At 51.1% G+C, this 14,764-nt stretch carries 10 protein-coding genes, 2 tRNA genes and 2 rRNA genes; 6 read left to right on the top strand and 8 right to left on the bottom strand.

The annotated features are described in order from the left end of the window. Window positions 1-55 precede the first annotated feature (55 nt). Window positions 56-2,500, top strand: a complete 2,445-nt coding sequence (gene fadE / locus FCN78_RS03480) for an acyl-CoA dehydrogenase FadE (protein ID WP_077658784.1) — start codon at window positions 56-58, stop codon at window positions 2,498-2,500. Between the two features lie 95 nt (window positions 2,501-2,595). Here the strand turns inward: fadE and FCN78_RS03475 are convergent, their stop codons facing one another. Both FCN78_RS03475 and dnaQ read right to left on the bottom strand, forming a co-directional pair. Continuing rightward, window positions 2,596-3,900 carry a TIGR03503 family protein gene (locus FCN78_RS03475; protein ID WP_069361165.1) on the bottom strand — a complete coding sequence of 435 codons (1,305 nt, stop codon included), beginning with the start codon at window positions 3,898-3,900 and terminating at the stop codon, window positions 2,596-2,598. Between the two features lie 8 nt (window positions 3,901-3,908). Beyond that, window positions 3,909-4,631, bottom strand: a complete 723-nt coding sequence (gene dnaQ / locus FCN78_RS03470) for a DNA polymerase III subunit epsilon (RefSeq protein WP_069361166.1) — start codon at window positions 4,629-4,631, stop codon at window positions 3,909-3,911. Between the two features lie 51 nt (window positions 4,632-4,682). Between dnaQ and rnhA the strand changes: the two genes are divergently transcribed. After that, window positions 4,683-5,150 carry a ribonuclease HI gene (rnhA, locus tag FCN78_RS03465; RefSeq protein ID WP_069361167.1) on the top strand — a complete coding sequence of 156 codons (468 nt, stop codon included), beginning with the start codon at window positions 4,683-4,685 and terminating at the stop codon, window positions 5,148-5,150. Window positions 5,151-5,158: 8 nt separating this feature from the next. On the opposite strand, the gene FCN78_RS03460 is transcribed toward rnhA, so the two are convergent. After that, window positions 5,159-5,884, bottom strand: a complete 726-nt coding sequence (locus FCN78_RS03460; protein ID WP_069361168.1) for a methyltransferase domain-containing protein — start codon at window positions 5,882-5,884, stop codon at window positions 5,159-5,161. Between the two features lie 33 nt (window positions 5,885-5,917). Between FCN78_RS03460 and gloB the strand changes: the two genes are divergently transcribed. From gloB to FCN78_RS03445, 3 genes are all read left to right on the top strand, one after another. Continuing rightward, window positions 5,918-6,676, top strand: coding sequence for a hydroxyacylglutathione hydrolase (gene gloB, locus FCN78_RS03455; RefSeq protein WP_069361169.1), 759 nt, complete (start codon window positions 5,918-5,920; stop codon window positions 6,674-6,676). Between the two features lie 70 nt (window positions 6,677-6,746). Next, complete coding sequence (locus FCN78_RS03450) at window positions 6,747-8,324, top strand: lytic transglycosylase (protein WP_106407163.1); 1,578 nt, start codon at window positions 6,747-6,749, stop codon at window positions 8,322-8,324. Then, on the top strand, window positions 8,321-9,010 hold the full coding sequence (locus FCN78_RS03445) for a YIP1 family protein (protein ID WP_327292089.1): 690 nt from the start codon (window positions 8,321-8,323) through the stop codon (window positions 9,008-9,010). Before FCN78_RS03450 ends, FCN78_RS03445 begins: the two co-directional genes overlap by 4 nt. Before the next feature lie 34 nt (window positions 9,011-9,044). On the opposite strand, the gene FCN78_RS03440 is transcribed toward FCN78_RS03445, so the two are convergent. Beyond that, on the bottom strand, window positions 9,045-9,887 hold the full coding sequence (locus FCN78_RS03440; RefSeq protein WP_069361171.1) for an endonuclease/exonuclease/phosphatase family protein: 843 nt from the start codon (window positions 9,885-9,887) through the stop codon (window positions 9,045-9,047). A gap of 184 nt (window positions 9,888-10,071) precedes the next feature. On the opposite strand from FCN78_RS03440, the gene FCN78_RS03435 reads away from it, so the two are divergent. After that, window positions 10,072-10,470 (top strand): gamma-glutamylcyclotransferase family protein, encoded by a 399-nt coding sequence (locus FCN78_RS03435; RefSeq protein ID WP_077485525.1) that lies wholly within the window; start codon window positions 10,072-10,074, stop codon window positions 10,468-10,470. Window positions 10,471-10,980: 510 nt separating this feature from the next. On the opposite strand, the gene FCN78_RS03430 is transcribed toward FCN78_RS03435, so the two are convergent. From FCN78_RS03430 to FCN78_RS03415, 4 genes are all read right to left on the bottom strand, one after another. Beyond that, a tRNA-Trp gene (locus FCN78_RS03430) sits at window positions 10,981-11,057 on the bottom strand. An 8-nt stretch (window positions 11,058-11,065) separates the two neighbouring features. Further along, window positions 11,066-11,142 (bottom strand) — tRNA-Asp (locus tag FCN78_RS03425). Window positions 11,143-11,383: 241 nt separating this feature from the next. Beyond that, window positions 11,384-11,499: ribosomal RNA gene (rrf, locus tag FCN78_RS03420) — 5S ribosomal RNA — on the bottom strand. Between the two features lie 116 nt (window positions 11,500-11,615). Then, window positions 11,616-14,601: ribosomal RNA gene (locus FCN78_RS03415) — 23S ribosomal RNA — on the bottom strand. Between the last annotated feature and the right edge of the window lie 163 nt (window positions 14,602-14,764).

Raw genomic sequence — 14,764 nt, 5'->3', positions numbered from 1 at the left:
GTACGACCTCTTACCACAATAGTAAGAGCTAACCCAAACCTAAGGAGATGACGTGATGGCAACAGGGTTATATATCGCCGCCATGCTAATACTGGCCGGTGTACTCGCATACCATCGTGCCAAGCTGCTGGTATCGACTGCAGTGCTTGCAGCCGGGCTAGTTGTAGGGACAATCATGGGCAGCGTCGGCGAGATCACTTGGTTGATCTTTGCCGTGATCGCGTTGCCGCTCAATATTGTGACGTTTCGTCGCAACTGGCTCAGTAAGCCAGCGTTCAAAGCATTTAAATCCGTGATGCCGGAAATGTCAGCGACGGAAAAAGAAGCGATTGATGCGGGGACAGTCTGGTGGGAAGCGGATCTATTCCGTGGCGCGCCGGATTGGAACAAACTGCATGACATTCCTGCGCCCACGCTGAGTGCGGAAGAGCAGGCATTTTTAGATGGGCCAGTCAACGAAGTCTGCCGCATGGTGGATGACTATCAAGTTACCCATGAACTGGCCGATCTGCCTGAAGATGTTTGGCAATACCTGAAGGACAATAAGTTCTTCGCCATGATCATCAAAAAGCAATATGGTGGCCTAGAATTCTCTGCCTACGCGCAATCCTTGGTGCTGCAAAAACTGTCAGGCGTGTCTGGTGTGCTGTCATCCACCGTGGGGGTGCCGAACTCTTTAGGCCCAGGTGAATTGCTCCAGCATTACGGCACTACCAAGCAGAAAGACCATTACCTTCCTCGTTTGGCGCAAGGTAAAGAGATCCCTTGCTTTGCATTGACCAGCCCAGAGGCGGGCTCTGATGCAGGCTCGATTCCTGATTATGGTGTGGTCACCAAAGGCATGTGGCAAGGTGAAGAAGTACTGGGGATGAAAATCACCTGGAACAAACGCTATATCACCCTCGCCCCGGTTGCCACTGTGTTAGGTCTAGCATTTAAACTGCGCGACCCTGAGCACCTGTTAGGCGATCAAGATGAGCTTGGCATTACCTGTGCCTTGATTCCAACTGATTTGGACGGGGTTGAAATTGGTCGTCGTCATTTCCCGCTTAACGTGCCTTTCCAAAACGGTCCAACGCAAGGCAACGACGTCTTCGTACCGATGGACTTTATTATTGGTGGCCAGAAAATGGCAGGGCAAGGCTGGCGGATGCTGATGGAGTGCTTGTCAATTGGTCGCGGTATTACCCTGCCATCTAACACCACGGGTGGGCTAAAATCCGCGGCGCTGGCTACCGGAGCCTACGCACGCATCCGTCGCCAGTTCAAACTGCCGATTGGTAAAATGGAAGGGATTGAAGAGCCTCTCGCGCGCATTGCAGGCAACGCCTACGTCATGGATGCTGCCAGCGCGCTTACAGTGACGGGTATCGATATCGGCGAGAAGCCATCGGTGATTTCTGCCATCGTTAAGTATCACTGTACCCACCGCAGTCAACAGGGCGTGATTGATGCGATGGACGTTGTCGGCGGTAAAGGCATTTGTCTAGGGCCCAAAAACTTCCTAGGGCGCAACTATCAAGGATCGCCGATTGCCATCACGGTAGAAGGCGCCAACATCCTGACGCGCTCGATGATCATCTTTGGCCAAGGTGCCATTCGTTGCCATCCATTCGTGTTGGATGAGATCCGTGCCAGCGAGAATAGCGATCAGCAAGCGGCCCTTGCCGCATTTGATAAGGCCTTGTTTGGCCACGTTGGCTTCGTGTTTAGCAATGTTGCACGTGCTTTCTGGCTCGGCCTCACTGATGGTCGTTTGTCAAAAGCGCCACGCAAAGACGCAACACGCCGCTATTACCAGCAGATGAACCGCTACAGTGCCGCACTCGCGCTGCTTGCCGATGTCTCTATGGCAGTATTGGGCGGCAACCTCAAGCGTAAAGAGCGCCTGTCTGCGCGCCTTGGCGATGTGCTGAGCCAGCTTTACCTAGCGTCGGCCACCATGAAACGCTATGCCGATGAAGGTTACCAGAAAGAGGATCTGCCTTTGGTTCATTGGGGCATGCAAGACGCCATGTACCAAGCTGAGCAAGCACTGGATGGCTTTATCGCTAACTTCCCCAACAAGGCGATTGCCGGCTTAGTCCGCGCACTGGTATTCCCGCTGGGTAAAGGACGCCGTCAACCTGGCGATCGTCTCGATGGCAAACTGGCCGTCATTTTACAATCACCCAGTGCGACACGTGACCGCCTCGGTCGTGGTCAGTACTTCGAGCCTGGTAATGCGATTGGTAACATCGAAAAAGCGCTGCACGATATTTTGAACGCTGAACCTATTCACAAGAAAGTGTGCGAGGGGATCGGTGAAAAGCTGCCGTTTATGTTCCTTGACCAAGTCGCGGATAAAGGCTTAAGCGCCGGTGTGATCACCGAGCAAGAAGCCGAACTATTGCGAGAAGCGGAGCAAGGCCGACTTGAAACGATCAATGTGGATGACTTTGACCCGTCAGAGCTACCTGCAGCGTCAATCAAGGAGAGCAAGATGCATAACGCGGCTTAACCGTGTTTCCCGCATCGATAGCTTAACGTCAAAAAGAGAGGGCTTCCCTCTCTTTTTTATTTCCCCGAATAGATGAGCTTACTCGCACCACAGTGCTAGTCGTTCTTATCCGGTTTATCCATATCAAGCTCACTTCCTTGATCGTCTCCGTCGCTGTCCAGCGGGGGCGCTTCCAGCTCTTGCGCCGCTTCAGCCAATTTACGCGCCTTGCGTTTTCGCAAGACAAACCAGGTTGCAGCCCCCATCAACATCACCAATAAGTTACCTAAGCCAATGATCAACAGGGAGGTGGTTCGTGCCTCTTCGCGAGCCCGCTGTTGGCGGCGCGCCTCTGCCGCTTCCATCATCGCTTTTTCACGTGCTTCGCGCTCTGCTTCGGCTTGTTCCAGCGCTGCGTAATCGGTGACCGCAAAGGTTTGTTCAGGAAGCGGGAAAACTAAGGGACGTCCCGACAACTGATCCGTCGCATACAAGGTTGTTCGCCACTTATATTGTCCAGGTGTACTGGCATAAGGGATATCGAGCGTAATCGTCTCCTGCTCTTCCTCAGCGGTGGTTTGGTAGACCGTGGTTTTTCCTTCCGTATCGGTGAATTTGGCGTGAACAGATACGCTGCCAGGCTCAATACTGGCCTGCTCGGACTGAACAACCAATTGATGCGGTTCGCCCTCTGCTTGGCTTTGTTTAAACGTGGCCATTAACGGTGTCGGGTAGACTAAGACTTGTTGCTCTAGCGTGCGGAAAAAAATGCCATTGCCCGAGGTCACGCGTGCGCGGTATTTTCCCGGCATCACATTAATCGGCAAAGAAACGGTAAACACACCGTCATTCGGCGTCTCATCGAGCCCAGTACCATCGTCACTAAATTGTCCCAAGGATTTGGGTTGAGGGCGTTGGTCTGGGTTAAGTGATTCAGGATTTTCGATAAATTCGGTAAAATTAACCGTTAAATCGACACGCTCAATAAAATCACGCAAGTTAAGTGGCTTGTCCCCTAGCATGAGCTGTGCAGTAAACTTGACCGCCTCGCCTTGATAAAGACGGCTGGGTAAGTCTTCAACCTGCATACGCAAATCGCTTAAAACACGGACTTTGTTGTCAGGGCTCACCCGGCCAATCGCTTGCCATGGCCCTGGCATGGGGTCGGTCACCGACACAATGTCCATATCTGCTTCTTGATGCCAGGATACTTTGTCTGGGTGACGCCATGCATAATATTTGGTGCCGTCCGGACGTACCAACACCACCGGCATGCTTGGCTTTTCTCGATAAATCACGAAGGCCGCACGCTCAATGGTTGGATCAACACGGAAACGATTTTCCAGCAGACGAATTTCTTGCTCGTTAGCGTGTGCTAACAAGGGAAAACAAACACACACCGCCCACCATCGCTTCTTCATGCCTTCTCCTACTGTCGCCAAAGACAGCTACCGTTTTGCTCAATAAAGTCTAAACGCGCTTCATGCGCACTCATTTCATCGGCCGATGCAGGAATAACCTTTAGCGATTTCTGGCGCTTAACGGTTCTTGGAGCCATTGGGCTCGCATTATCCGTCTCCGTTCCCGCATTAAATGACAGGTTGGTTTGTCCCCCCGTCATTAATAGGTAAACGTCAGCGAGGATCTCCGCATCCAACAACGCGCCGTGAAGCGTTCGCCGAGAGTTATCAATACCGTAGCGATCGCACAACACATCCAGGTTATTACGCTTTCCAGGGAAGATTTTCTTCGCCATCGCTAAGGTGTCTGTAATGGTGCAAAGCTCAGTGGTTTGCAGCGAGACACCTAGGTTTTTGAACTCATGATCCATAAACCCCACATCAAAGGGCGCGTTATGAGCGATCAGCTCCGCCCCTTGGATAAAATCAACAAAGGCTTGATGGATTTGCGCGTATTGCGGCTTATCGGCCAAAAAGGCATCGGTGATACCGTGTACCGAAATCGCCTCAGGGTCGATAGCACGAGTGGGCTTGATATAGGCATGAAAGTGCCGCCCCGTGAGCTTACGGTTGATGATCTCTACCGCGCCGATTTCAATAATATTGTGGCCTTGGTAATGCGGCCCCCCTTCGCGGTTCATACCGGTGGTTTCGGTATCAAGCACAACGAGGCGATCGTAATTCGCTTTCATGGCAATAACTGTGTCAAACTTGGCTCAGATGAATAGCCAATAGTATCAAAGATGACCAAGCAGGTAGAAATTTTCACAGACGGTTCTTGTCTCGGCAATCCGGGACCGGGCGGTTATGGCGTGGTGATGCGCTACAAACAACATGAAAAAACCTTGAGTGCCGGTTTCACCCTCACCACCAATAATCGCATGGAGCTGATGGCGGCCATTGTCGGCTTAAATGCGCTTAACACGAGCTGTAACGTGACTCTCACCACTGACAGCCAGTACGTTCGACAAGGGATCACCCAATGGATCCATAATTGGAAAAAACGCCAATGGAAGACGGCGGATAAGAAACCGGTGAAAAATGCCGATTTATGGCAACAGCTTGATCAAGCGGCATCTAAGCATCAGATCACGTGGAACTGGGTGAAAGGCCACGCTGGACACCCAGAAAATGAGCGTTGTGACGAACTCGCGCGCGACGCTGCAAACCACCCGACAGAGATCGATGAAGGTTATCAGCCTGCAGACTAAACCTATTTCTAGCCGCCGTTGGGAACAACCCCGCCCAGCGGTGAGACCGCTTGCTTGAGCTTCCAACGAGGCTTAATCGGTTTTAATGGGTAGCTACGCTTACGCGCAATAATCAAATAAATGGAGCCAAGCGCAGGTGTCACCATACTGGCGCTACTCTCTACCCAAGCGTGCCGAGCGCTGGGTCTCTGCGTCGGCCACAGTCCCATCTGGTGCGCCTCAACCACCTCATAATTCATCACACTCAACCAATCTTTAACGCGAAGAGGTGAAAACATACGTCCTGCCCAAGGGAGCCTTTGATGCTTGCCACGTAGCAGTTTTTTTACGCCCAAAAAGCTTATGGGGTTAACACCCGAGATGATCAAGCAAGCGTCATCAATCATCACACGATCAACCTCCCGCAATAAACGGTGCGGATCATCGCTATAATCAAGTTGGTGCGCTAATACACAGGCATCAAAAGATTTCTCGATAAATGGCAAGGCATAGTGTGTCGCGGTCACATTGCGCATTGGGTTATGTTGGTCGACACACACTTGGTGTTGAATGTTACACTGTTCACTGACTAGCTCGCAGCTTAAGCCGCCCAGTTTCAGCAAGTGGTAGCCAAATAAGGTCGGTAGCCATTCATCCAACCGAGTTTGCAATTGGGTGCGCGCCCAATCACCGTAAGCAACTTGGTCCCACGTATAGGGATAGTCAAACTGATGTTCTATGCGCGCTGGTTTCATTGATTAAGGCTCATTCTATCGCTGGAGAACCCAATGCTTCATGTAAAAAGCATACCTGCATTTAACGATAATTACATATGGCTCATTATTAGTGAAGATAATCGCTGCGCCGTGGTCGATCCGGGTGAAGCAAGTCAGGTTATTGACTACCTTAAAGCGAATTCATTGACTTTATCGTGCATTCTTATCACGCACCACCATTGGGATCACACCAATGGCATTGACGATCTTGTACGTTATGCGCCAAACGCGAAAGTGATCGGCCCGGATGTTCATCCAATACCTCAACGTTCAATGGCGGTCGGTGACGGTGACCAAATTGATGTCTTTGACCATCGCTTTTTGGTCGTCGGTGTCGAGGGCCACACCGACGATCACATTGCGTTTGTCGGCGATGGTAAGCTGTTCTGTGGCGATGCCTTATTTTCAGCCGGTTGTGGCCGCTTACTCGGTGGCACCGCGGAGCAATCACTTAACTCATTGAAAAAGCTAGCATCGCTACCCATCGAGACCCAAGTGTATTGCGCCCATGAGTATACCGCCGCCAATGTCGCGTTTGCGCTGACTGTAGAGCCTGAAAACGACGCATTACACTTGTACCGAGAAGAAGTGAACCGCTTACGCGCCCAAGGTAAGCAAACGCTCCCCAGTACCATTGAGCGAGAAAAGCGTATTAATCCGTTTTTGCGTACCCAAGAGCCGACGGTCATTCAAGCGGTTGCAGGTCGCACTGCAGCCGACGATGAGCTTGCCGTTTTCCGAGCGCTGCGGCAGTGGAAGGACGAATTTTGAGCTGAGTCTCTTGTCATCAATGAGGCCAGCCCCTATCATCATCGGCTATTTTGGACGAAGGTTTTATGCAATGAAGTACCGTTTTGTTATATTGAGCACGCTGTTGCTGAGCGGCTGTCAGTCTATCGGCGACGCTCAAAATGCGGATATCGCCTCCGAGGCACCGCCCGTTGTCGCAAAAGAAACAACGCGCTCGCCTGATAAAGCCTCAGAGACGCCCAAGAAAACCACACCCGCGACGCCTACGGTACTTTCCCCGCAAAAACAGAATGATGTGTGGCAGCGCATCAGTATGCAGCTTTCGCTTCCCGTGCCTGATAATGCCTCGGTACGCCGTTATCGTAATTGGTACTTAAAGTATCCTAACCACCTTGCCACGGTCGCTGAGCGCGCCACGCCGTTTTTACACCTGATCGTAGAAAAGGTCGAAGCGCGCAACATGCCCTTAGAGTTGGCGTTGCTTCCAGTCGTAGAAAGCTCGTTTGATCAATTTGCGTACTCGCATGGCCGGGCGGCTGGCCTTTGGCAATTTGTCCCAGCAACAGGCCGCCGTTTTGGCCTGGAACAAAATTGGTGGTACGACGGCCGACGTGATGTGGTGCAATCAACCGATGCGGCACTCGATTACCTCGAGTACTTGCATGGCATGTTTGATGGCAACTGGTTACACGCTATCGCTGCATATAACTCCGGCGAAGGACGTGTGGCTCGTGCTATTCGTCGCAACGAGCAACGCGGAAAGCCTACCGACTTTTGGCATTTAGACCTCCCCAAAGAAACCAGCAGCTATGTGCCTAAGCTAATCGCCCTTGGCGATGTACTGCGCCACCAAGAGCAGTATGGACTCGACGTGCCAGAAATCCCCAATCAGCCAGCACTGACCTTGGTCGATCCTAAGATGCAGATGGATCTGGCGCTCGCGGCTAACTATGCCGGTTTAAGTGTTTCTGAGCTCCAAAGCCTTAACCCTGCGTATAATCATTGGGCAACGTCACCATCAGGCCCCACCCACTTATTGTTGCCCAACGACAATGTGGAACGCTTTAATTCTGAATTGGCTAAAAATGACAACCAAGGGCTTCGTGTGGAACGTTATGCGGTGAAGTCAGGTGACAGCCTGAGTGAAATCGCGGCTGAGTACAACACCACCGTCAAGGTATTAAAACGAGCTAACCAACTCCGCTCCTCACGTATTCGCGTGGGTCAGCGCCTGATGATCCCTGTTTCGCTGAAAGATGAATCACAATACACGCTAAGCGCACCACAGCGCCTCGCCGCATTGCAAGCGGCGGAGCGAGATGGCCACAAGCGCACCCACACCGTGCGCCAAGGCGACAGTTTTTGGACAATCGCCCGCCGTTATGACGTTGATTATCGTCAGCTCGCTAAGTGGAACGGCATGAGTCCTCGCGACACCCTCAGCATTGGCCAGAAGTTGGTCGTTTGGGATAAAGAGGGAGATGCACGTCGCATCCGCACGATTACCTACAGAATTCGACAAGGTGATTCCTTGAGCAGTATTGCACAACGCTACAATGTATCAGTCGCCGAGCTGGTTAAATGGAACCAGTTACGACAAAGCGCATATATCCAACCCGGTCAAAAGCTAACACTGCATATCGACATTTCTCGGAGTAGCGGCTCATGATGCAAGCGTCAGCCAATCCACTGTTCGCCTTAAGAGACATCGTTCTTCGTCCCAGTGCATGCTTTGCTGCATTAAGCCAGCGCCCGGTATGGGGCTGGTTGGCTTATTTGCTTATGTGCCTAAGCGCTATTGCATTTTGGAGTGCTTATTTTGATCACACCAACCTTGCCGCGCTTCAGCAAGCACTCGCGCAACAATTATCGATGCCACCTGCAGACGCTGAAAAGTGGTTACAACGTGAAACACTGCTTGCCTCTGAAGTGCTCGGAGATTGGTTTGGCCGAGCGGCGGTCATTTTTTCCTTGGCACTGTGGTTTCGGTTAGCCACCAAACAAGAAGCCCCTAACTTTGGCTATCGTCATTGGCTCGCGGCCTCTTGCTTTATCTTTTTACCCGCGGTCGTGGGCGATTTGGCAAGCTATACCAATATGACCTTATCATCCGGTTTTATTTTGCCGGCTCATGCGGATTTAAATAGCCTTAATGGCTTACTTAAATTACCACTCGCCTCGCCATGGAGTGCATGGGCAGCAAGCTTGCCATTGCTACTCCCGTGGTACTGGGTATTAAGCATTACGGTTATCGGTACTTGGACACCACTCAATCATGGCAAAGCGATCGTCGTTGCTACCCTGCCTTGGGTTGCCGTTTTTGCCAGTTGGGCCATCGTCATAGCATTAAGCTAGGAAAATTCAGCGAGGGGAAATCCCCTCGCTGCCTCTATCCTGTCACTTTCAGTTGTGCCTCTATCGCTGCGTGATCAGAGGCACCATTATCAATTGCGCTCGCCTTTTCTACCGATAAGCCACGGTAGAAAACATGATCCAACGGCAACCCAAACTTAGTCATTCGCTCATCGGGGTGATAACGCATTTCTTGCAATGACAAACGCGTGACCATCGCTCTTACCGCGTCTAACCGCCGCTGAGACCAAGTATTAAAGTCACCAGCTAAAATAATCGGCCCATCGACACGCGCCAAAGCTTGCTCCAAAGCGGCCAATTGTTTCTTATAAGCGGCCATTGCATAAGTAAAGTTAATGCTATGAATATTCACCACCGCAAGGCGCTCTCCATTGGAGAGCTTATACTCACTATATAGAGCACTTTTAGGAAGGCGCAGATAAGGCTCGACCGCAGTATACGCACAACTGTGCAAAGGGTTCACTTTGGAAAGGTTCATCACCCCTGCAACAGCATCTTGCATCGCAAACGCATAAGCTTGGTCATAGTGCAATGACGCCTGCGTGATCCAACGTGCTAATTGTGGACCAAAGCTTGCCTCTTGCAACAACATCAAGCGGTGAGGTTGGTGATACTGACTTAACGCAGTGTCCCACTGAGGACGCTGTTGTTTATAAATATTCCATACCAATAATGAAAAACGGCCTTGTTCGTCAAGCGGTAAAGAATGTGTGTAATCAACGCACTGGCGATGTATACCAGACACCGTATGGAGTTGGGTGCTGTCAGGCACGGTGAAGTAGCCATTGACACCAATCACCGCAGCAGGGACGAAAATAGCACTCCCCCATGCCACTACCTTGCCAATACGTCTTTTCATTGCTTAGTCACCACCATAGCACTTGCCAGTGTGAGTATAGGTTGTTATTAGAATGGCCGCTGATTTTGCGATCATGAAGGCTGAAATACAAGTGGTTGCTCTCAGTTATTACTTGCTGCTTACTTCAACTCAGAGATAGGATAGAAGAGAAATAATAACAAGGTGCATTCATGGAGCGACGCCTATGCTTAACAACCTCTTCGTATACGGAACCCTGTGTCCAGAAGGCACAAATCACCACGTGCTTGCGGATGTCCATGGGCAATGGTTTCCCGCGAGTATACAAGCAATACGCACAGACCGTGGTTGGGGATCGGCCTCGGGTTGTCCGGGTATAGAGCTCAGTGATAATCCAAATAATCGGGTAGAGGGCTGGCTTTTGAAAGCAGACGATTTATCTCACTTTCTCCCTCACATTGATGCATTCGAAGGCGCTGGCTACCAACGGGTGATTGTTGAGGTAGAGTACAAAAGCAAAAGCAGTCAACACGCCCAGCATACAACAGCATTCACCTATGAACTTTGTTTTAATCACCAGCCTGATGCGACTGGGCCAAGCCAATTTGTCGCCAAAAACTATTAGAAGAGTCGTTGAATAGATATAAAAAAAGCACCGACGCAAATCGGTGCTTTTTAAGTGGCAGGGGTAGAGGTATTCGATCGGACTGGCGACCCAGCGGGCTGGCGACCCAGCCCCCCAACACGCGGATTTTGATGTCACAACCACAACTATCCATTAGCTAGTCTATCAGTAGTATTGAGATCAAAAAAAAGCACCGACGAACGTCGATGCTTTTTAGATGGCAGGGGTAGAGGGATTCGACCGGGCTGGCGACCCAGCCCCCAACACGCGGATTTCGATGTCACAACCACAACTATCCATTAGTTAGTCTATCAGTCGTATTGAGATCAAAAAAAAGCACCGACGAACGTCGATGCTTTTTAGATGGCAGGGGTAGAGGGATTCGACCGGGCTGGCGACCCAGCCCCCAACACGCGGATTTCGATGTCACAACCACAACTATCCATTAGTTAGTCTATCAGTAGTATTGAGATCAAAAAAAAGCACCGACAAACGTCGATGCTTTTTAGATGGCAGGGGTAGAGGGATTCGAACCCCCAACACGCGGATTTGGAATCCGCTGCTCTGCCAATTGGAGCTATACCCCTATAAGTAGTGGCGGAGTGGACGGGACTCGAACCCGCGACCCCCGGCGTGACAGGCCGGTATTCTAACCAACTGAACTACCACTCCGCACCAATTCTGTCTCATCAAAGTCTTACGCATATCTGCTTTGATGCTTAAATTGTTACTAACTAAAGCCTAACAGTAAGCTCTAATTAGGTTATCTTGTTTGATGCAATGAAGATGTTGAATCGATACGCGCAGTGTATGCCAATACATGAGCATCATCGTTATCAAAAGCATCCAGCAATCAGCAAGATAAGCGTTTTTGCTTTCAGATTTTTCCAAAAATCTGAAAACAAGAAAGCAAGCCTGGCGATGTCCTACTCTCACATGGGGAGACCCCACACTACCATCGGCGCTGCTTCGTTTCACTGCTGAGTTCGGCATGGAGTCAGGTGGGTCCAAAGCGCTATGGTCGCCAAGCAAAATTTGGTGTGTCTTCACTTTTCAGTCAAAACACGTAATCTAGAAAGCTGTTTCGTTCTCGCCACAATCAACTGGCTTATTTTAAGTCCAACCCAAAACCCCTTGGGTGTTGTATGGTTAAGCCTCACGGGCCATTAGTACAGGTTAGCTCAACGCCTCACAGCGCTTACACACCCTGCCTATCAACGTTCTCGTCTAGAACAACCCTTTAGAGAGCTCGAAGCTCTAGGGATGACTCATCTCGGAGCCAGCTTCGCGCTTAGATGCTTTCAGCGCTTATCTGTGCCGAACTTAGCTACCGGGCAATGCGTCTGGCGACACAACCCGAACACCAGCGGTTCGTCCACTCCGGTCCTCTCGTACTAGGAGCAGCTCCCCTCAATCATCCAACGCCCACGGCAGATAGGGACCGAACTGTCTCACGACGTTCTAAACCCAGCTCGCGTACCACTTTAAATGGCGAACAGCCATACCCTTGGGACCGACTTCAGCCCCAGGATGTGATGAGCCGACATCGAGGTGCCAAACACCGCCGTCGATATGAACTCTTGGGCGGTATCAGCCTGTTATCCCCGGAGTACCTTTTATCCGTTGAGCGATGGCCCTTCCATTCAGAACCACCGGATCACTATGACCTACTTTCGTACCTGCTCGAGCCGTCACTCTCGCAGTTAAGCGGGCTTATGCCATTGCACTAACCTCACGATGTCCGACCGTGATTAGCCCACCTTCGTGCTCCTCCGTTACACTTTGGGAGGAGACCGCCCCAGTCAAACTACCCACCAGGCACTGTCCTCACCCCGGATAACGGGGCCAAGTTAGAACATCAAACATACAAGGGTGGTATTTCAAGGATGGCTCCACAGCAACTGGCGTCGCCGTTTCAAAGCCTCCCACCTATCCTACACATGTAGGCTCAATGTTCAGTGCCAAGCTGTAGTAAAGGTTCACGGGGTCTTTCCGTCTAGCCGCGGGTACACAGCATCTTCACTGCGATTTCAATTTCACTGAGTCTCGGGTGGAGACAGCGTGGCCATCATTACGCCATTCGTGCAGGTCGGAACTTACCCGACAAGGAATTTCGCTACCTTAGGACCGTTATAGTTACGGCCGCCGTTTACCGGGGCTTCAATCAATGGCTTCTCTTGCGATAACCACATCAATTAACCTTCCGGCACCGGGCAGGCGTCACACCGTATACGTCATCTTTCGATTTTGCACAGTGCTGTGTTTTTAATAAACAGTTGCAGCCACCTGGTATCTGCGACTGCCCATAGCTCCATCCGCTAGGGACTTCACCGCGGGCAGCGTACCTTCTCCCGAAGTTACGGTACCATTTTGCCTAGTTCCTTCACCCGAGTTCTCTCAAGCGCCTTGGTATTCTCTACCCGACCACCTGTGTCGGTTTGGAGTACGGTTGCTACTTACCTGAAGCTTAGAGGCTTTTCCCGGAAGCATGGCATCAATGACTTCACCACCTTGGTGGCTCGACATCGTGTCTCGGCCTTGATTTCCCGGATTTGCCTAAGAAATCAGCCTACGCACTTGAACCTGGACAACCATCGCCAGGCCCACCTAGCCTTCTCTGTCCCCCCATCGCAGTAAGCAGCAGTACGGGAATATTAACCCGTTTCCCATCGACTACGCCTTTCGGCCTCGCCTTAGGGGCCGACTTACCCTGCCCCGATTAACGTTGGACAGGAACCCTTGGTCTTCCGGCGAGGAGGTTTTTCACCCCCTTTATCGTTACTCATGTCAGCATTCGCACTTGTGATACCTCCAGCATGCCTCTCAGCACACCTTCAACAGCTTACACAACGCTCCCCTACCCAATATCCATAAGGACATTGCCGCAGCTTCGGTGTATCGCTTAGCCCCGTTACATCTTCCGCGCAGGCCGACTCGACCAGTGAGCTATTACGCTTTCTTTAAATGATGGCTGCTTCTAAGCCAACATCCTGGCTGTCTGAGCCTTCCCACATCGTTTCCCACTTAGCGATAACTTGGGGACCTTAGCTGGCGGTCTGGGTTGTTTCCCTCTCCACGACGGACGTTAGCACCCGCCGTGTGTCTCCCGGATAGCACTTACTGGTATTCGGAGTTTGCAAAGGGTTGGTAAGTCGGGATGACCCCCTAGCCTTAACAGTGCTCTACCCCCAGTAGTGTTCGTCCGAGGCGCTACCTAAATAGCTTTCGGGGAGAACCAGCTATCTCCGAGTTTGATTGGCCTTTCACCCCTAGCCACAGGTCATCTCCTAACTTTTCAACGTTAGTGAGTTCGGTCCTCCAGTTGATGTTACTCAACCTTCAACCTGCCCATGGCTAGATCACTCGGTTTCGGGTCTAATGCAAGCAACTGTCGCCCAGTTAAGACTCGGTTTCCCTACGGCTCCCCTATGCGGTTAACCTGGCTACTTACATTAAGTCGCTGACCCATTATACAAAAGGTACGCGGTCACCCCATCACTAAGTCACCTCTGCTTGATTGGGCGGTTGACCCACGCTTCGCGTGGTTAACCCAGTCAACAAAGTGATAGCGTCTCACTAAGATGAAGTGTCTTAGTGATGGGGCTCCCACTGCTTGTACGTAGACGGTTTCAGGTTCTATTTCACTCCCCTCACAGGGGTTCTTTTCGCCTTTCCCTCACGGTACTGGTTCACTATCGGTCAGTCAGGAGTATTTAGCCTTGGAGGATGGTCCCCCCATATTCAGACAAGATATCACGTGTCCCGTCTTACTCGTTTTCACGCCTAAGGCGCCGTCGGTTACGGGGCTATCACCCTTTATTGCCAGGTTTTCCAACCTGTTCACCTAACGCCTAAGCCGCTTAAGGGCTGCTCCGGGGTCGCTCGCCGCTACTGCCGGAATCTCAATTGATTTCTTTTCCTTCGGGTACTTAGATGTTTCAGTTCCCCGAGTTCGCCTCTTAGCGCTATGTATTCACGCTAAGATACCTGCTTATGCAGGTGGGTTTCCCCATTCGGACATCGATGGCTCAAATGCTTCTTACCAGCTCACCATCGCTTTTCGCAGGTTAGTACGTCCTTCATCGCCTCTGACTGCCAAGGCATCCACCGTCTACGCTTAGTCACTTAACCATACAACCCCAAAAGGTCTTGCATGAAAACAACTAAGGTTTTGTTTTTGCCGGACTCAAAATAGAGACTTTGCTTATTACTAAGACAAAGCCCAAGCACACTTGATTGTGTGAGTGACATTTCTGTCACTGATTGAGAACTTTACTGTCATTCTTAAAGAATG

The organism is Salinivibrio kushneri, assembly GCF_005280275.1.
GTDB lineage: Bacteria > Pseudomonadota > Gammaproteobacteria > Enterobacterales > Vibrionaceae > Salinivibrio > Salinivibrio kushneri.
The sequence above is the reverse complement of the archived record's forward strand: the minus strand, read 5'-3'. Positions and strand labels throughout refer to the sequence as shown.